This window comes from Streptomyces inhibens (assembly GCF_003389455.1).
GTDB lineage: Bacteria > Actinomycetota > Actinomycetes > Streptomycetales > Streptomycetaceae > Streptomyces > Streptomyces inhibens.
Map to the genome: position 1 here is coordinate 1 of NZ_QUAC01000227.1, position 18,839 is coordinate 18,839.

Below are 18,839 nucleotides of genomic sequence, written 5' to 3' on the forward strand. Positions count from 1 at the left end.
CGCCCCCGTCCCGGTGCCGGCCCAAGCGCCCACCGCTGCCCCCGACCCGGCTCGCGCCCGGCCGGTGAGCGCCGTGCCGGCAGCGACGTCGCGCCGCCCGGCCGCCAAGAAGCCCGAGGCGAGCAAGCCGGGCAAGCCGAGCAGGCCGAGCCCCGCCCCCGACGCATCCGCCCTCGACCCCCGGTTCGCCAACGGTCCGCTCGCCGTGCTGGACGGTGAGGGTTCGGCGTACTGTGTCGGCGGCCTCATCCTCGACTGTCCGGCCAGGACTCTCCCGGCCCTGGTCGACTGGGCATTGACCGAGGCGCGGCTGGGCACGCCCCGCCTCAACCGCAACGGCAAGGACGCCGATCCGCTCGTCGTCATCACCGCCGAGGCGGCCGAACGGTTCGGTCTGCCGGGGACGTTGGAGGACCGGCGCGGTCTGCGTCTGCCCGAGGACCACAAGCTCATCACCCAACTCGCACGCGCGAAGTGGCAGCTCACTCGCCGCGGCTTCGGTCCCTGGCCGCGGATCTACCGCCCGGCGCAGGGCGGGCGGCGTCAGTGCGTACAGCTGGCGATCCTGCCCTGGGGCGCGCTCGACACCCGCTCCTGGGGGAACACGGATCAGCTGCCGCCGGGCGAACTCGCCCGCGTGCTCGGCACGTACGCGAGCCGGGTCATCACGCCCCGCGGCTCGACCGCGGTCTGCGGTCTGGAGCTGATGACCGCGCTGCGGCCCCCGACCCGGGCCGTCAAGGACGAGAAGACCGGGAACTGGGTGTCCGGGCCGAACCCCGGCTCCCTGACCGAGCCGGTCGACCCCGCACCGCCCGAGGCCCCCGGCGAACACCCGGTCGTCGCCGCCCTCTACCCGCGCCATCACGAGCGCACTCCGGACCAGGTCCTCGACGAGGAGGCCTATGACTGGTTCCGTCCGCTCACGGACGAGGAGTGCGCCCAGGGGTATGCGTACGGGGTCGGTATCGACGTCAATATGGCCTTTGCCGCTGCCGCGAACCGTCTCAACGTGGGCACCGGGCCGGCCACGCACATCACGACCCCGACGTTCGACGCCAAGCTGCCCGGTTCCTGGCTGGTCGACCTCAGCCATATCGACAGCGACCCACGGCTTCCGTCGCCGTTCACTCCGAAGGGCACCCGCCCCACCGGTCCGGCCTGGTACTCGACCTCGACCGTCGCCTACGCGGTCGAGCTCGGCGCCCAGGTGGAGCCGGCCGAGGCGTACGTCCGGTACGAGCACGGCGCCTACCTGGACGCCTGGTACACCCGGCTGCGCGACGCCTACATGGCCACCATGGCCGACCTCGGCGTCACCACGGGGATGCCGGAGGCCGACTTCCTTGCGGCCATGGAGCGGCACAAGGATGTCGATACGGGGCAGGTCGCCGTCCTGTCGGCGATCAAGTCGTCCGTCAAGGGGGGCATCGGCAAGCTTCGTGAGCGGCCGCAGGGTGCCCGCCACAAGTACGGCGAGCGCTGGGCCGCCCTGGAGCGCCCGACCTGGAGTCCGCACATCCGGGCGGAACTCATCGGCAAGGCCCGTACCAACATGCACCGCAAGATGCGGAAACTCGCGTCGGTCGGCACCTTCCCCGTCGCGGTGCTGTCCGATTGCGCGGTCTACCTCTCGCACGGCCCCGGCCCGCTGGACTTCCTCCCGTACACGGAGGACGGCAAGCCGCTGCCCGGCGGATTCCGTCTCGGAGTGTCGCCCGGCATGGTCAAGCACGAGGGCACCCAGGACTTCCTGTGGGTGGCCGCGATGATCGAGGACGAGCAGCTCAACCCGGCCCGGCACATCAAGGGCACCGACGCCGCCGCCGGCGGGGAATAGAGGACCGTGATGGGCATCCTCGGCGACAGCCTCGACAAGGCCGCGGCGAACACCGCCACACGCCCCCTCCCGAAATCCGCCGGTGCGCAGATGCGTTTCCTGGTCAGGCACGAGAAGGGGTCCACCAAGGTGGTGGCGCAGCGCCTGGGCATCTCCCAGCGCACGGTGGAGCGCTACATCAAGGACCAGATCAAGCATCCCCGTAAGGAACTTGCGGCACGGATGGTCGCCGAGGTCACCAAGGACTGGCAGCCGCGTGTCCGCTCCCGGGCCAAGAAGCAGGCGGCGAGCACCGGCGGCATCGTCATCGAGACCCGGGCACGTTTCGGCTTCACCGCCGCGCCGGGCACCACCGACGACGGCCGTATCCGGCTCATCACCCAGCACCTTCCCCCCGCATACGCGGCCCGGCTCTTCGACGCCCAGGCCGCCGGGGCCTCGGAGCAGCAACTGCAGAACATCGCCGCCGAAGGCCTCCAGGAGATCTACTTCAAGGACCGCGGGCGACGTGCCGACGGCCTCCTGGTGGAGTTCACCGACATCGATTACGTCGAGCTGGACTTCTAGGCTGTCGCCAGAAGGTCCGGGACTCGGGTGAGGTGACCGAGCGGCGGGGTGGGCGGTCCTCGGAAAATGCCTGGTGTCGGCGCTGCGTCTCGGGCAGGCTCCGCAACGATGAGTGACGAATCAGCGGGTGACCGGGCGTACGCGCCGGTGGACTCGCTCAAGGGGCTGCTGCAACGAGGTCGGGGTCTGGGCGCGATGTGGGCGCCGGACGATCCGGCGACAGCCGCCGAGTTGGTGTACGAAGCCGTCCGGCAGGACTGGCGGTGGGATTCGGTGGACGACCGCCACCTCTATCTGGCGGGCTTGATCCAAGGGCTGGGACTGGCGCCGGATCCGGTGGTCTCCCTTCTGGCGGGTGACGAGGACGAGTGCGAGCGGGCCACCAGCATCCTGGAACTGCTGGCCGTGTCGGGGTCGGCCGAGGCTCGCGAGGCCTTGCGGGCCTACGTCCGGGAGGGCGAGCACTGGGTGGATGTCCTGGAGTCGGTGGCGGGCATCTGGCCGGTGGAGTGGTGGGACGACCTGGCCGATGTCGCGCGGGCCCGGCTGAGCGGGGAGGAGTCGCTGCTGTGGCGCTCCGATCCCTGGGTGCGCTGGGGGACGGGACACAGGACGTCCGCACATCCGCGCCCGCAGGGGGTGCAGACCGTGGAGGTGGGTCCGAGCCGTCGCCGGCTGCTGGCCGTACTCGCCGACCCGGACACGGCCGACGGCGCGAAGGCCGAGGCTCTGCACACTTTGGCCGGCCGCCCGCCGGAGCCGGACCTGATCCCCTTGGTGCCGGGGCTCGGGACGGCGGACGGCGAGCGGCCGGTGCCCTGGCTCGTGCGTGCGGTCGAGCGGCTCGGTGCCCTCGCCGCACCGGAGGCGCGCGCATGGGCGGCGGACGAGCGGGGTTGGCTGTCCTGGACCGGCATCCGGATTCTGGCCGAACACGGCGAAGCCCGGGACCTGCCCGCGCTGATGCGGGAACTCGCCGCCCATGAGGAGGCGCGCCAGTGGTGCGGCCCAGACCGGCTGGCGGCCGGTCTGGCGCGCTTCGGGCCGGCGGCCGCGGAGGCCGCGCCGGCACTGCGCCGATTCTGGCTGTGCACCCCGCACTCCTACGAACGGCCGGCCTACCTGAAGGCACTTGCGGCCATCGACCCGGCCGGGCTCGACCGGGCGTACACCGAGTCCCTCTGGGACTGCGAATCGAACGCCCGCGTGCTGGGCATCGCCTCCGCACCCGACGTGCCGCTGGCCCGGCAGCGGCTCACCCGGCTGCGGGACGACCCGATGGAGGAACCCGAGGTCAGGGCCGCCGCCGGGGAACGACTGGCAGCGGGCGGGCGCTGATCCCTACGTGTTGCCCGCCGATGCTTGGTGCGAGGCGGTTGGCGCTGCCTCTCACCGCGGGCAGTGATCAACGCGAGCGTTGATCACTCATGGTGGTAAAGGGGATGCCGAGGGTTGCCGGCGTTGTGGATCGGCCTTTCGTTTGTCGTGGATCTGGATCTGGACCTGGACCTGGGCCGGTCTTTCGTTGGCTTGTGCACTATTCATGGCTGCGTCAGTGTGTGGGCCGGCCGCCCACCTGCCCGTGCCGATCCCTTCAGGACCTCGATCACGCTCGCGTAGCTGTCGGAGCCGTGGCCCGCCGCCCTGGCTCGTTCCATCGTGGTCTTCAGCAGCTCCGGCAGGGCATTGTCGATGCCGCGCGCCGAGGCCGCGTGGATGAGGTGGTCGATGGCCGCGATCTGGACGTCGATGGTGGCGTCGTCGCCCGGGTAGTGGCCGGCGTCCACCTGGGGCGCGTACGTGGTGAGGAAACCGGCCACGGCGGTCAGCCAGCGGATCGCGACCGGGGTGAAGGCCGTGGCCTGCGTCTTTTCGGCGCCTACCAGGGCGGTGCCGTGCAGCCAGCCGGTCATGGTGGACCACATCAGGCCGAGCAGGGCGGCGTCGTACAGGGAGGCCAGACCGGGGTCGGTGCCCAGGTGCAGGGGATCGCCCAGGGCTTCCAGGGTTGGCCGGTGGGCTTCGAAGACGGCGTGGGCACCGCTGTAGAGGAACATCATCTCCGGATTGCCGACACCCGGCGGGGTGGTCATGATCGCGCCGTCCAGATAGTCGGCGCCGTGCGACCGGGCCCATGCGGTGGCCTCGTGCGCCTGCTCGGGGGAGCCGGAGGTGAGGTTGACCAGGGCCTTGCCGGCAAGGGAGTCGGCGACCGGATCGAGGACGGTGTGCAGCGCCGCATAGTCCAGTACGCAGGCGAGGGTGAGCGGGCTCGCGGCGATGGCTTCCTCGGGGGTCGCGGCCAGCCGAGCGCCCCGTTCGACCAGCGCGTCGGCCTTGCGTGCCGAGCGGTTCCACACGGTGACCGGGTGGCCGCGCTCCAGCAGTGCGGCGGCCAGCGCCGAGCCCATCGAGCCCAATCCGAGGACGGTGACGGCCGGGTGACGAGTATTCATGGCACAACTCCTTCTACGCCGCGAGCGGCGGGTCGGTGATCACGTACGGACCACGCTCGCAGCTCGCGGACGCCGCAAGAAGTGACAGCGGTGACGACCGGCACCAAATTCCTGCCATACCCTTCGGGGCATGAGCGCTGGTTCCGTCGCCGTGGTGGTTCCCGTCGATATCGGGGTTCCCTCTTGGGACCTCTACGAGTTGAGCATCCCCTGCACCGTCTTCGGGAAGCCGCAGCCCGACCTGGCCGACCCCTGGTACGAGCTGCGGCTGTGCGGGATCGGTGAGCCGCAGCAGGAGGGGCAGGGCGGCCCCGCGGCCGACAACGGGCTGGCGCTGCGGACCCGTTACGGCCTCGACGATCTCGTCAACGCCGACACGGTCATCGTGCCCTCGGTGCCCGACCCCTGTGTCGAGGAAGGCAGACCGCTGCCGCCGGACTTGATCACGGCCCTGCGCCGCGCGTACGACGCGGGCGCCCGCATGGTCTCCCTGTGCACCGGTGCCTTCGCGCTCGCCGAGGCGGGGCTGCTGGACGGGCGACGTGCCACCGCCCATTGGATGCACACCGCCCAACTGGCCGAGCGCTACCCGAAGGTGCACGTCGACGACTCGGTGCTGTACGTGGACGACGGCGACGTACTCACCAGCGCCGGGCTGACCGCCGGCCTCGACCTCTGCCTCCATCTCGTACGCCGCGACCTGGGCGCACATGTCGCCAATCAGCTGGCACGGCGGATGGTGGTACCCGCACACCGGCCCGGCGGCCAGGCGCAGTTCATCGACCTGTCCGTGCCCGCCAGCGACGACCAGGGCCTGGGACCCGTACTGGAATGGGCCCGTGCACGGCTGGACCAACCGCTGACGGTCGAGGACCTGGCGCGGAGGGCGGCGATGAGCCCGCGGACCTTCTACCGTCGGCTCCAGGCGGCCACGGGGACGACACCGCTGCAGTGGCTCCTCAATCAGCGTCTGGGGCGTGCCCAGGGTCTTCTGGAGTCCACCGACCTGCCGATCGACAAGGTGGGGGAGCTGAGCGGACTGGGCACGGCGAACAACCTCCGCCACCACTTCCTCAAGCAGATCGGGGTGTCGCCGAGTGACTATCGGCGGGCCTTTCCCAGGACCGGGTGATCGTCACGCCGGGAGGCGGGAGGCCGGGAGGGGATTACCAGGGATGGCGGGATGCCGGGATGCCGGGATGCCGGGAAGCCGGGATGGAGGGCCGCGGACCCGGCCCCCGGCCCTTGCGTCGCTCGCCGCCCGGAACCGCCCGGAGGTAACCTGAACCCAGTGCTTTTGCCCCCAGCGCCGGGGAGGTCACATGACCGATTGTGAGAGCCTCCGCCCCAGCAAGGCGGACGCCCCCCGCTACCTGCCCATCGCCGAGCACGGCCTGATCGGCGATATGCGTACGGCTGCGCTCGTCGGCACGAACGGCACCATCGACTGGTACTGCTGCGCACGCTTCGACGCGCCCAGCGTCTTCGCGGCGATCCTGGACGCCGACCGGGGCGGGGCCTTCGAGCTCGCCCCGGACGTACCCGCTCGGACCAAGCAGTTCTACTTCCCCGACACCAACATCCTGATCACCCGGTTCTTCGCGGACAACGGCGTGGGCGAGGTCCAGGACTTCATGCCGATCGTCGACGACTCGCGCGAGGCGGACCGCCACCGGCTGATCCGGCGGGTGCTGTGCGTACGCGGGTCGCTGCCGTTCACCGCCCGGGTGGCTCCACGGTTCGACTACGGCCGGTGCCCCCATACGGTGAGTACCCGGCAGGGGCAGACCATCTTCGAATCGCCGGAGCTGTCGCTCGCGCTGACGTCCAGCGTCCCGGTCGCGATCGACGGCCCGGACGTCAGGTCATCGTTCACGCTGGGCGAGGGCGAGGCCGCGGTTTTCGCGCTCGACCGGATCGGCGGCGGGGTGGAGCCCCGGGCCTGTGCGGTGACGGAGGCGGAGGAGCTGTTCGGTGCCACGGTGCGGTACTGGCGTAGCTGGCTGTCCCAGTCCCGCTACCGAGGACGCTGGCGGGAAATGGTGCACCGCTCGGCGCTCACCCTCAAGCTCCTCACCTACGCGCCGACCGGCGCCATCGTGGCCGCCCCCACCACCAGCCTGCCCGAGCAGATCGGCGGCGAGCGCAACTGGGACTACCGGTATGCGTGGGTGAGGGACGCCGCGTTCTGTATCTATGCGCTGCTCAGACTGGGCTTCACGGACGAGGCCAAGGCGTTTGTGCACTTCCTGTCCAAGAATGTCTGCCTCAAGAACAGCTCCGACGGCCCGCTGCAGATCATGTACGGCATCGACGGCCGTAGTGAACTGCCCGAGGAAGAGCTGCTCCACCTGGAGGGCCACCTCGGCTCGGCCCCCGTCCGGATCGGCAACAGCGCCGTCAATCAGCTCCAACTGGACATCTATGGGGCCCTCATCGACTCGCTCTACCTCTACGACAAGTGGGGAGAGCCGCTGTCCAGCGAACACTGGGACACCGTCGGCGACCTGGTCAACTGGGTCTGTGACAACTGGGATCAGCCGGACGAGGGCATCTGGGAGACCCGCGGAAAGATCCAGAACTTCCTGTACTCGCAGCTGATGTGCTGGGTGGCGATCGAACGGGCGATGCGGATCGCCACGCACCGGGGTCTGCCGGCGGACATGCTCCGCTGGGGGCGGGCCCGTGATGCGATCTACCGGCGGATCATGGAGCGTGGCTGGTCCACCGAGCGGAAGGCGTTCGTCCAGCACGAGGGTGACGATGTCCTCGACGCCGCGGTCCTGATGATGCCGCTGGCCAAGTTCATCTCGCCGACCGACCCGAAATGGCTCTCCACCCTCGACGTACTGGGCGAGGAGCTGGTGTCCGACTCCCTGGTCTACCGCTACGACCCCCGCAGCAGCCCGGACGGACTGCGCGGCGAGGAGGGCACCTTCTCGATCTGCTCGTTCTGGTACGTCGAGGCGCTCTCCCGCGCCGGTCGCGTGGACGAGGCCCGGCTCGCGTTCGAGAAGATGCTCACCTACGGCAACCACCTCGGTCTCTACGCCGAGGAAATCGGCCGTACCGGCGAACAGATAGGCAACTTCCCCCAGGCCTTCACCCACCTGGCACTCATCAGCGCGGCCTTCAACCTCGATCGGGCGTTGGGGTAAGGCGCTCCGTCCCGCCGTGACCTACCGCCCGGGGCGGCGGCTCAGGTCTGGGCGGCCGATGTGCCCGCGCCCGCGTTGCGACTCGCCCAGCCACAGGTGCGGCGGGGCGTACTGCCGGATCGCCGCCGTCACCTTGTCCTGACTGCCGGGCGGCAGCGGGAGCCGGTAGCGAAGGCGCGGCAGGCCGGGGGCGATCGGCTCCTCGTCGCGGACCAGGAGCCAGAGCACCGGATCACGGTCGTCTATCGGGCCGCCGGGGCACAGTTCGGGATTCCGAAGAGCACACCGAGCGCGCCGAACACCAGCATCACCGGCCACGTCCCGTGCCGAGACCTCACCCTTGGCCGTACCGGTGGCCACCATGATCAGTCCGACGACCCTGGCCAGGCCCAGTGCGATCAGAACCAGGCAGACGGGGAGGGCGGTCAGCGCGCCGCGGCGTCCCGTACGCACCACGGTCGCGTCCCGGGCGGGGGAGGGCGCGGGGGAGAGTGTGGGCGAAGGGGAAGCGTATGGCATGGGCATGATCCCGGAGTCTGCGGAAGGTGGGCCGGCCCGTGGTCGTGGAGGTGGTGGTGCTTGAGGGGCCGTCAGCCTCAAGGTCGAGGGGGCTGCTTGAGGGCCGAAGAGTCCTGACGGAACTCTTGACGGACCGTTCACACAAGGTGAACATGCATCAGGCAAGAGAGCGCTCCCATGAACTTCAATCGTTCACTTCCTGAATCAGGAGAGCTGCTGTGCCCACACCCCCCTCAGACGCCACACCCCACACAGGCACCACGCCCCCCACGCACGCCTCACCCTCCTCCGACGCCCAGACTGTCCGTACGCCGAGGCCCTCACGCCGCAGAGTTCTGGCCGCGATGGCAGCCGCCCTCCCCGCCGCAAGTCTGCCGGTCCTGGCCTCCCAGGCATCCGCGGCGCCTGCTGCCGCCGCCGCGCTGCCGGGAGGTGGCGACCTCGGCCCGAACGTGCTGGTCTTCGACCCCTCCATGCCCAACATCCAGGGCAAGCTCGACGAGATCTTCAAGCAACAGGAGTCGGCCCAGTTCGGCACCGGAAGATACGCACTGCTCTTCAAGCCCGGCATGTACAGCGGCCTGAACGCGCAGATCGGCTTCTACACCTCGATCGCCGGCCTCGGACTGTCGCCCGACGACACGACCTTCAACGGTGATGTGACCGTCGACGCCGGCTGGTTCAACGGCAATGCGACACAGAACTTCTGGCGCTCGGCGGAGAACCTCGCGCTCTGTCCCGTCAACGGCACCAACCGGTGGGCCGTGGCGCAGGCGGCCCCGTTCCGGCGGATGCACGTCAAGGGCGGGCTGAACCTGGCGCCCGACGGCTACGGCTGGGCCAGCGGCGGCTACATCGCCGACAGCCGTATCGACGGCACGGTGGGCCCGTACTCGCAGCAGCAGTGGTATTCCCGCGACAGTTCGGTGGGCGGCTGGAACAACGCCGTGTGGAACATGGTGTTTTCGGGAGTCGAGGGGGCGCCCGGCCAGACCTTCCCCGACCCGCCGTACACCACCCTGGACACCACTCCGGTCTCCCGCGAAAAGCCCTTCCTCCATCTCGACGGGGGTGACTACAAGGTCTTCCTCCCCGAGAAGCGCACCAACGCCCGCGGCACCACCTGGGGCAGCGGCACACCACGGGGCGAGTCCCTACCGCTCGGCCAGTTCTACGTGGCCAAACCCGGCGCCGACGCGGCGACCCTCAACACCGCACTTGCCCAAGGCCTCAACCTGCTGCTCACGCCCGGGATTTACCACGTCGACCGGCCGATCGAGGTGCAGCGGGCGAACACCGTGGTCCTGGGCCTCGGCTACGCGACCCTCATTCCGGACAACGGGGTGACCGCCATGAAGGTCGCCGACGTCGACGGTGTGCGGCTCGCCGGCTTCCTGATCGATGCCGGCCCGGTCAACTCTGCCACGCTGCTGGAGGTCGGCCCCGAGGGCGCATCCGCGAGCCATGCCGCCAATCCGACGACGGTCCAGGACGTCTTCATACGGATTGGCGGGGCGGGCCCCGGCAAGGCGACGACCAGCATGGTGATCAACAGCAATCACACCATCATCGATCACACCTGGGTCTGGCGCGCCGACCACGGGGACGGCGTGGGCTGGGAGACCAACCGGGCCGACTACGGGGTCCGCGTCAATGGTGACGACGTCCTGGCGACGGGGCTGTTCGTCGAGCACTTCAACAAGTACGACGTGGAGTGGCGCGGCGAGCGCGGCCGGACGGTCTTCTTCCAGAACGAGAAGGCGTACGACGCGCCCAATCAGGCCGCGGTCCAGAACGGCAGCACCAAGGGCTTCGCCGCGTACAAGATCGCCGAGACGGTGACCACCCACGAAGGGTGGGGGCTGGGCAGCTACTGCTACTACAACGTGGATCCCACCATCCGCCAGGACCACGGCTTCGAGGCTCCGCCGAACCGCCCTGGCGTGAAGTTCCATGATCTGCTCGTGGTCTCCCTGGGCGGGAAGGGGCAGTACGAGCACGTGATCAACGGCATCGGCGCCCCCACCTCGGGCACGTCGACGGTGCCGTCCACGGTGGTCTCGTATCCCTGATCACTTCTGATTCCACGGCTGGTCGGGAGGTTCCGGCGCCGCGCACTGCGCATGGGGGAGTGGCGCCGGAACAGGGGCCTTCATCTTGTTTCCGCAGCGGGGTACGCCCCGCTGCGGATCTTTGTGTGTCCGCGTGGTGTCGAAGCCGCGGAGCCGGCCGCTTCGGCGGCGCACGGCGCGAGCGGCTGAGCCGAGGGCTCACCACCGGCCTGCTCCGACCATCCGGGTACGACGCCTGGACCCGAGGGGTGGCGTGGCTGGATCGAGGGATGTAGCGGCGGTCCGCGTCATGTCATGCCGCGGGAGGGTTTGACGAGCCGTTCGTGTCGTGCCCGCCGGAGTGCCGCTTCATCGGCGGCGCCAAGGGCACACGTAGGTCTCGGAGACTCTGCGGCGCGTGGCGGGCGAACGCATGATTCCGACGGAGGCGCCCCGGGCGCCCAGGTGCCCGCCCCTCTCGCCGTTCGCGAAGGGAGAGCTGATGACCACAACGTACGGTACGAGCGGGCCGGGCCGGGGCTCCGCGGGGCGGGCCTGGGGGAGGGCGCTGCTCGGCGGCGCGGTGATGGCGGGGGCGCTGGGAGCGGGCAATGCGCTGGGTCCGGCGCTCGTCCGGGCGCTCGGTGCCGAGGGCTATGCGCAGCAGCTGCTGCCCGCGGCCCTGGTGAGCGCGCTCGCGGTGCCTGCCGTGCTGTGGCTACGGGCCTCGCGGTCAACGAAGCGATATCCACTGGGACTTGGGCCTCCGTCCGCAGCAGCACGTGGCTTCTTGCGAGGATCGGCCGTCACCACCTCGTGTGCCGCCCTCATGCTCGGGGGCGGCACGGCGGCCGGGTGGGTGCGGTGGTCCGGCCTGGACCTGGCAGCCCTCGCGTCGTTCCTGGTGAGCAACGCCCTGGTGGCCGTGCTGCTGGAGGCGCTGCCGGAAGAGACGACGCTGCGCGGCTATGCGTGGGCCTCGTTGCGCGACCGTTTCGGCGGGGTGCTCTCGGCCCTGGGGACGACGATGGTCTTTCTGCTGGTGCCGGCAGCGTCCACCGTGGTGCAGGCCGGCGTGGCCCGGTTGGTGGGCGTGGCGGCGCCGCCGGTGGGCGTCACTCCGGCCGGTCAGGACCCTGTCGCGTATCTGGTGCTGCTCTCGGTCTTCGGACTCACGCTGGTGGCCGCCCGTACGGCACCTGGACCCGCGCCGCTGTGGGCGGCGATCGGTACACATGTGACCTTCCTGAGCGTCAACCGCGTCGTGTTCGAAGGGGTGCAGCGGGGCGCGGGCTGGTCGGCGCAGGTCGCCCCGATCCACGCCGCGGTCCTCGAACTGGGGTATCTGGTGGCGACGGCGGCGGTCTTCGTCGGGGCGCGGATGGCTTGGTCCCGGGTGGGGGCACGGGTGCGGACACAGGCACGGGCACGAGTACGGGCGCGGGCACGGGCGCGCGCACGGACACGGGCCGGGATACCGGCGTACGCACGGGCTCAGGCTCATCGGCGCCGGCCGGCGCACCCCGCCGCGGTTCGTGTCGTCCGGCGCGTGGTCGGGTCCGGCGGCCATGGATGAGGCTGCCCGCCGTCGGTCGTAGATGGGGCTGCCCCCGCCGCGCGCCGCGGCCGGCCTCGTGGCCGCCAGGAGTCAGGCGTGATCGGCCAGGAGAAGATTCGCGGCGAAGCCGAGGAAGGCGATTCCGCTGACCTGTTCCATACGGCGCCGGAAGGACGGACGCCGGGCGCGCTCGCCGAGGACGGATGCGGCGCCGGAGACCACCCAGTACCAGATCGACAGCTCGATCACATCGATCGCCGTGAGCAGGAGAGTGGTGCTGAAGACCGGCGCCCCATGGGGGATGAACTGCGGGATCAGGCTCATGTAGAAGATGCCCGCCTTGGGGTTGAGCAGATTGGTGCCGAGCCCGGCGCGGAAGGCGGCGGCACGTGCGCGTGAGGACGGGACGGCGGGCCCCTCGGGAGGAGCGGGCGGGGCCACGTCGGTGGTGGCGACGCGCCCGGTGTCCGCCTGTCGGTGGTGCGCGTTCCGTTGCCCGGACCGCCACAGGGCCAAGGCGCCCAGCCACGTCAGGTACAGGGCGCCGCCGATGCGCAGGGTGTCGTAGGCCGGACGGGAGGCGGTGAGCAGTGCGGTCAGTCCGACGGCGGTCGCCAGGCCCCAGGCCAGGCAGCCGGTGATGATGCCCAGGGCGGCGGCGCGTCCGCCGGTCCGGCCGTGCGCGACGGAAGTCCGCACCACGAGCAGGGTGTCCAGACCGGGCGTGACGTTGATCAGCGCGGCGACACCGGCGAAGGCGAGGGTGGCTGTGAGCATGACATGAGGCTAGCGGCGACGAGCGTGCGGCCGTGGCTCGTCGAGCCACGGCCTGCGACGTCTGCCGCGGAGGTCACACGGGCTGACCGATCGGCCTGATGATCACGTTGTTGACGTCCACACCGCTCGGCTGCCGGATCGCCCACACGAGGGAGTCCGCGACCTGGTCAGCCGTCAGGAGATTGCCTTCGGGAAGGCCGCCCATGCCCTCCCAGAACGGGGTCTCCACCCGGCCAGGAGCAATCAACGTCACACCGACACCATCGGCGGTCACCATGCGCCGTGTGTTCTCGGCGAGCCCCGTGACCGCCCACTTGGTCGCCCCGTAGATATTGCCGGGAGTGTGGACGAAGCCCGCGACACTGCCGACGAGCACGATCCGCCCGCGCGTCTCCTTCAGTGCGGGCAGGGCGGCCCTGATGAGCAGGGCGGGGCCGAGCACGTTGGTCAGGACCATCTCGCGCCATCCGGCGGGATCTCCGTCGGCGAGGGTGTCATGGGTGGCGAAACCGGCGTTGGCGACGACGGTGTCCAGTTGCCCGAACTCCTTGACGGTGGCGTCGACCGCCGCTTGGACCGTGTCGTAGTCGGCCGCGTCCCCGGCCACGGTCAGCAGCCCGGCCGGCTTGCCCAACTCCTCGGCAAAACGGCGCAGACGGTCGCCATTGCGTCCGGTGATGGTCACGCGATGCCCTTGATCCAGCAGCTGTCGGGCCGCTGCCGCGCCAATGCCGCTGCCACCGCCGGTGATCAGGGTGACGGGAGAATCGGTCATGGGTACCCCCTGGAAACGTGTCATGGCCGCGCCCTGTCACCAGGAACACCGCCCTTGCGATGGCGGGGATTCCATCAATTGGAGTGCGCTCTATGTCAACCCGGATGCGTGAGTCGGACCGGATGGGGGCGAAGCTTCGCGTGGGGCGATGGGTGCCCGTCGCGGAACGGCCCGACCCGGTTTCGTACACTCGCGGATGCTCCCCGAACGATCTCCTGCCCCTGACGCCACCATGTTGCCTGGGTGTTCGCCGTGCTCTGGTTCCTGCTGCTCGGCTCCCCGCTCATCGTGCAGGACCGGTCCGGCGTTCCGGGCATCCCCGACCGCCGCTGTCGCATCGGCGTCCCTGTGTTCGCCACCCGCCATTACGGCGGCGCGCTGATCGAGGCCGCGCGTTCCCGCGCCGCTTGCAGGGCCTGCGCTGCGCGCTTGCGGGCCGCGTTGTCAGACCCTGCGGCTACGGTCTGTCGGTATGGACGAACTGTCACCGCATGCCGCACAGTTGCGGGCCGCGCTGGCCCGGCACGACGCCGAAGGGGACGGCGATGTGTGGGCCGCCTGCGCGCAGCTGACGCCGGTGGAACTGGGCGCGCTGCTGCCCGTCGTTTACCGCACCCTCGCCGATGAGAGCGCCCCGGACCACGCCCGCCGGGCCGCCCGCGAAGTGACCTGGACCAAGGTGCAGCCGTCCTTCACCGCCGCCACTCTCACGGACCTTTACGCCGCGCTGGCCGAGTCACCGAGGCCCACCGATGTCCGTTACGCGGCGGGTGCGTTGTTGCGCTGCACCGAGCCGTGGGACCAGGAAGCCCTGGCGGAGCATGCCGCGATCCTGGTGAAGGTGGCCATGCGGAGGGCCGACGCGACTGCCGATGCCGCCCTGGCCGTTGCTGCCCTGGCCGGCCCGGTGGTCGAGAAGGAACTCGCGGCATGCCTGCGCGCCGTGTACGACGACAGCCCGTTGAGACGCGCTGAAGTGGAGGTGATCCTCGCCACCGGCCCGAGCGAGCGGGCACTGATTGCCGAGGACCGGCGGTACGGGCCCACGTGGGGCGACTGGCCGCCGCTGCCCGACCGGGGCGTCGAGCAGCCGGCCGACGCGCTCCACGCCGAACTCGCCCGGCGCGTCCTCCGTGCCGCCGCCGACCACCTCGCCGCCCTCCACGCCGGACGGATCCCCTACGTCGCCGACAAGGCCTTCACCCCGGCCGACACGGACACCCTGCGCCGCGCCGCCCGGCTGGCCCTGCGGCGCGACGAGCCCTGGGCCGGGGAGGCGCTCGCCACCGTGCTGCCGCAGGTCGCCGTGGCTCCGACCAGCGCCAAGACCCTGCCCTCGCAGGGCGCCTGCATCGCCCTCGCCCAGGCGGTGGAGGCCTGTCCGACCCCCGAAGCCCTCGCCGCGCTGCGCGAAGCCCGCCGCGTCGTACGGCACGCCGGCGTCACCAAGAAGCTCGACCGCGCCCTGCGGCGCGCCGAACGCAACCTCGGCCGGCGGCCCGAGACCGTGCTCCGCCTCCCGGATCTCGGCTACGGCACCGACGGAGGCCGGCGTATCCCGTGCGGCGCGTACACCGCCGTGCTCACCGTCACCGACGAAGCCACCCTGGGCTGGGAGCGCGCCGACGGCAGTGCCCTGAAGTCGCTACCGGCCGCCGCCCGCCGTGACCACCCCGAGGAAGTCGCCGCCGCCCGCGATCTGTTGGGCAAGACGCGCAGCCAGATACGGACCTTGATCCGTGGCCTGGAAGGCGGCTTCGCCGAAGGAACCGTCTATCGGTACGGCCGTTGGCGCGATGCCCTGGCCACCCACCCCGTGGCCCGCGGCACCGCCCGCCGTCTCATCTGGGAGGTCGAGCACGCCCCCGGGGAATGGCGGGCGATGCTGCCCGCGGCCGGCCCGTCCGACTTCGCCGAGCCTGGCCCCTCCGACGCCGTACGGCTCTGGCATCCCGCCCGTGCCACCCCTGCCGAACGGCACTTCTGGCGTGACCGGATCGCGGCACTACGGCTGCGCCAGCCCTTCCGCCAGGCCTACCGCGAGCACTACCGGCCCCCGGAGACCGGCCACTCCACCGCCATGTTCCACGGCCATCTGGTCCGCGTCGAAGCGGTCCTCGGCCTGGCCGTACGCCAGGGCTGGAACATCGAGGACGATGAACTCGCCCTCCCCGTAGGGGATATGAAGGCGCGCTTGGGTATCGCCGGGAGCCTCTACCCGGGCGCCACGGGGTGGGCGGAGGCCCAGGACGTCAGCCTCCATCGCGCCGACGGAACCCCACAGCCGCTGGCCGACGTCGATGCCGTCCGGCTGTCGGAAACCCTGCGCTCCGTCGACCTCCTCATCAGCACCGGCAGCTTCGCCTGGTGCGACACCCACGCCCACGACCGCGACGCCCGGCAGGCGCTTGACCGCCTCTACACCCTGCCGCTCGGCCGGACCGCACGACTGCGCCGGGAGGCGGTGCGCCGCATCCTCGCCGAACACCTCGCCTCCGGCCGTATCGAGCTCGGCGACCGCCAACTGCGTCTGGACGGCTACGACATACACCTGGCCACCGGCCGGGTCACCCGCGACGGCGATCCGGTCGACATCAGCCTGCCCCAGGGGCGGCAGGCCGTCCCGCTGCCGTTCCTGCCCTACGACGAGGCGCTGCTGGAACGCGTAGTGCGCACGGTCGGCCATCTCATGGACGACGGTCCCCACGGGCGTGGCTGACCCGGATCCCGCAAGGGAAGGCGATTCGCCTCGCCCGCGGCGGAGCGTAATGAAACCGATAGCAAGCAATATGTGAACGGCACGGGAGAGCAGGTGTGATGCGTGGCACACTCCCTTCACCGGTCGAGAACGACGGGGGGCGGGTGTGCAGCGGATTCCGGTGGGGTTCGGAGCGGAGTTACGTCGGCGCAGGATCGAGGCGGGGCTGTCCCTGGGTGAACTGGCGACCCTGATCTGCTTTTCCAAAGGGCACTTGAGCAAGATCGAGCGCGGTGTGAAGTCACCCAGTCACGATCTTGCGCAGTTATGTGACAGCGCACTCGACGCCGGAGGGCAACTCAGCAGCCTGATTTCCACACCCGGTCAAAGCCCCGCCGTGGGCCCCTTGACCGAAGCGGATGTCAGTACACCCTGGACATTACGTATGCACCCCGGTGGCGAGAGCGACTTTGTGGCATTTGATCCCGCGTCGCTCGTCGGCGGGGCCATGCCCTCGACGATCGTGAGCTGGTCCATCGCGCCCCCTTTCCTCGAAAGCGGGGAGACGAATGCGGCATTGCCGTACTTCCGCGAAGCTTTCGATGAATTCCGTCGGCTGGGACAGATCTTCGGACCGGCCGTGGTCGCCCAGCTGTGCATCGCGGCCACCAGCGCCCTGCGGGGCATGGCGCACCACGCCCGGCCCGCCCACCGCGACGATGTGCTCCGTCTCGCCTCCCGCTTCGCCGAGTACACCGGGTGGATGGCGCAGGAGGCGGGCAGCGACGCGGCGTCGCTGTGGTGGACCGAGCAGGCGGTCCAGCTGGCCGCGGACGGCGGAGACGACGAACTGGCCGCCTACGCCCTGGTCCGCCGGGCCGAACTCGCCCTGTACAGCGGCGATTCGGTGGCCACCGTCCAACTGGCACGGCGGGCCGCACAACAGGCCCGCAGCGCACGCATCCGCGGGCTAGCCGCGCAGCGCGAGGCGCAGGGGCACGCTCTGGTGGGGGACCGCGACGCATGCCGCCGGGCTCTGGACCGCGGGGCGGAGCTGACCTCCGGTGCGCTGCCGCCCGGCGATGAGGACCCGGTGCTCGGCAGCATCCATCTGCCGGATCTGACGGCCTTCGTCGCCGGCTGGTGTATGCACGATCTCGGTTCCCCGGCGGAGGCCGTCACCCTTCTCGGCGACGGTCTGGATGCCATTCCTCTTCGGTCCCGTCGAGCCAGAGCCCGCTATGGCGCCCGGCTCGCCCTTGCATTGGCGAACGTCGGCGAAATCGAACAGGCCTGCGCCATTGCCGAATTGGTCGCCTCGCATGTTGCCCTCATCGACTCCGCCACCATCCGCGCCGATCTTCTGCGGCTGAGTCGTGCGCTCAATCGTTGGCCAAAGAATCCCACCGTCCGTCGGACCCTCCCGCACCTCGCGATCGGACTGCACACCCACCGCACCGGGCCGGTAAGTCCGGCCTGACTTCCCGCCCGCCATACCGCCCCGTACACAAGGCCACCGAAGAACCCCGCTCCTACCGTCCCCGGGGTGTTCCGTTTCCCGGCCAAAAGGCCGCGGGCAACGCGTTGACCGCACTTGAAACGCCTGTGAATCTCGGCTTCACCCACCCATGTTCCGACCACACCCCGACAGGCCCCGCAGCGCCTCGCTGCCGTAATCCACCGCTGTCACAATGAGGAAAGGCAGAACATCATGGCCGGCGTTTTCATCAACTACCGGACCGGCGACGGCGCGGAAGCGGCTGTCCTGCTCGACGAGGAATTGAAGGACATATTCGGGCCGGAGAACGTCTTCCGGGACCGCCGCACCATGCAGCCGGGCGTGCACTTTCCGCCCGACCTGCGACGCCACCTCGAAAGCTGTGGGGTGCTCCTCGTGCTCATCGGCCCCAACTGGCTCTCGCTGCGCGATGCCGCCGGCCGCCGCCGGATCGACGTACCGGGCGACTACGTCCACGAGGAGATCCGCTGTGCGCTGGAGTGGCGCAGGACCGTCATCCCCGTGCTGATCGACGCCGCCGTACTGCCGTCCAAGGACGAACTGCCCTCCGACATTGCGGAACTGGCGGAGCGTCAGACGATGCAGCTGAGGGTGCCGTACGCGCATGTCGACCTGCCGCACATCACCGAGGTACTGCGCGGCCATGTACCGGTGGCCGGCGCGGCCGCGCAGCCGGCGCCCCCGGCCGGCGGCAACGTGATCCACGCCGAGAGGAGTTCCATCAGCACCGGGAGCGGCAACGCCATCTACACCGAGGGCCGGGACGCACGCAGCGGAGGCACGCCGTGAGCGACACCGAACAGGCCGGCGCGGAGGGTGCGGCGCCGGAGGAGATGCCGGCCGAGGAGCCCGCGCCCGCGGACGACTCCGCCCAGAGTGCGGCGGGCCAGGCCGATCCCGGCCCGGCCCCGCCGTCCGCCG

Annotated in this window: 14 protein-coding genes; 10 read left to right on the forward strand and 4 right to left on the reverse strand. The window is 70.5% G+C overall.

Annotated features, from left to right (window positions below; genetic code table 11):
* The 3 genes from tap to DY245_RS28490 form a co-directional block, all read left to right on the forward strand.
* Positions 1-1,840, forward strand: a 1,840-nt coding sequence (gene tap / locus DY245_RS44705; protein ID WP_244943313.1) for a telomere-associated protein Tap, incomplete at its 5' end; no start/stop codon positions are given.
* A 9-nt stretch (positions 1,841-1,849) separates the two neighbouring features.
* Entirely contained in the window at positions 1,850-2,407 is a 558-nt protein-coding gene (gene tpg, locus DY245_RS28485; RefSeq protein ID WP_128510093.1) for a telomere-protecting terminal protein Tpg, read from the forward strand.
* Positions 2,408-2,515: 108 nt separating this feature from the next.
* Positions 2,516-3,745 carry a hypothetical protein gene (locus DY245_RS28490; protein WP_128510094.1) on the forward strand — a complete coding sequence of 410 codons (1,230 nt, stop codon included), beginning with the start codon at positions 2,516-2,518 and terminating at the stop codon, positions 3,743-3,745.
* A gap of 203 nt (positions 3,746-3,948) precedes the next feature.
* On the opposite strand, the gene DY245_RS28495 is transcribed toward DY245_RS28490, so the two are convergent.
* A complete protein-coding gene (locus tag DY245_RS28495) occupies positions 3,949-4,863 on the reverse strand; it encodes an NAD(P)-dependent oxidoreductase (RefSeq protein ID WP_128510095.1) in 915 nt (304 codons plus the stop codon).
* A gap of 130 nt (positions 4,864-4,993) precedes the next feature.
* On the opposite strand from DY245_RS28495, the gene DY245_RS28500 reads away from it, so the two are divergent.
* On the forward strand, positions 4,994-5,995 hold the full coding sequence (locus DY245_RS28500) for a GlxA family transcriptional regulator (RefSeq protein ID WP_128510096.1): 1,002 nt from the start codon (positions 4,994-4,996) through the stop codon (positions 5,993-5,995).
* 190 nt (positions 5,996-6,185) lie between these two features.
* The gene (locus DY245_RS28505; RefSeq protein ID WP_128510097.1) at positions 6,186-8,021 is read left to right on the forward strand and encodes a glycoside hydrolase family 15 protein; all 1,836 of its coding nucleotides are present in this window, start codon (positions 6,186-6,188) and stop codon (positions 8,019-8,021) included.
* A gap of 21 nt (positions 8,022-8,042) precedes the next feature.
* Here DY245_RS28505 and DY245_RS28510 read toward each other — a convergent pair whose 3' ends face one another.
* A complete protein-coding gene (locus tag DY245_RS28510; protein ID WP_244943314.1) occupies positions 8,043-8,546 on the reverse strand; it encodes a hypothetical protein in 504 nt (167 codons plus the stop codon).
* 338 nt (positions 8,547-8,884) lie between these two features.
* Here DY245_RS28510 and DY245_RS28515 point away from each other — a divergent pair, with 338 nt between their 5' ends.
* A complete protein-coding gene (locus DY245_RS28515; protein ID WP_128510098.1) occupies positions 8,885-10,612 on the forward strand; it encodes a coagulation factor 5/8 type domain-containing protein in 1,728 nt (575 codons plus the stop codon).
* A gap of 481 nt (positions 10,613-11,093) precedes the next feature.
* Positions 11,094-12,167 carry a CPBP family glutamic-type intramembrane protease gene (locus tag DY245_RS44710; protein ID WP_181923902.1) on the forward strand — a complete coding sequence of 358 codons (1,074 nt, stop codon included), beginning with the start codon at positions 11,094-11,096 and terminating at the stop codon, positions 12,165-12,167.
* Positions 12,168-12,239: 72 nt separating this feature from the next.
* Here the strand turns inward: DY245_RS44710 and DY245_RS28525 are convergent, their stop codons facing one another.
* Both DY245_RS28525 and DY245_RS28530 read right to left on the reverse strand, forming a co-directional pair.
* Positions 12,240-12,926: a LysE family translocator gene (locus tag DY245_RS28525; protein WP_128510099.1), complete on the reverse strand. Its 687-nt coding sequence runs from the start codon at positions 12,924-12,926 to the stop codon at positions 12,240-12,242.
* Between the two features lie 73 nt (positions 12,927-12,999).
* Positions 13,000-13,701 (reverse strand): SDR family oxidoreductase, encoded by a 702-nt coding sequence (locus DY245_RS28530; RefSeq protein ID WP_128510100.1) that lies wholly within the window; start codon positions 13,699-13,701, stop codon positions 13,000-13,002.
* 472 nt (positions 13,702-14,173) lie between these two features.
* Here DY245_RS28530 and DY245_RS28535 point away from each other — a divergent pair, with 472 nt between their 5' ends.
* From DY245_RS28535 to DY245_RS28545, 3 genes are all read left to right on the forward strand, one after another.
* Complete coding sequence (locus DY245_RS28535; RefSeq protein ID WP_128510101.1) at positions 14,174-16,420, forward strand: DUF4132 domain-containing protein; 2,247 nt, start codon at positions 14,174-14,176, stop codon at positions 16,418-16,420.
* 145 nt (positions 16,421-16,565) lie between these two features.
* Entirely contained in the window at positions 16,566-17,879 is a 1,314-nt protein-coding gene (locus DY245_RS28540; protein WP_128510102.1) for a helix-turn-helix domain-containing protein, read from the forward strand.
* Between the two features lie 231 nt (positions 17,880-18,110).
* Entirely contained in the window at positions 18,111-18,707 is a 597-nt protein-coding gene (locus DY245_RS28545) for a toll/interleukin-1 receptor domain-containing protein (protein WP_128510103.1), read from the forward strand.
* Positions 18,708-18,839: the final 132 nt, after the last annotated feature.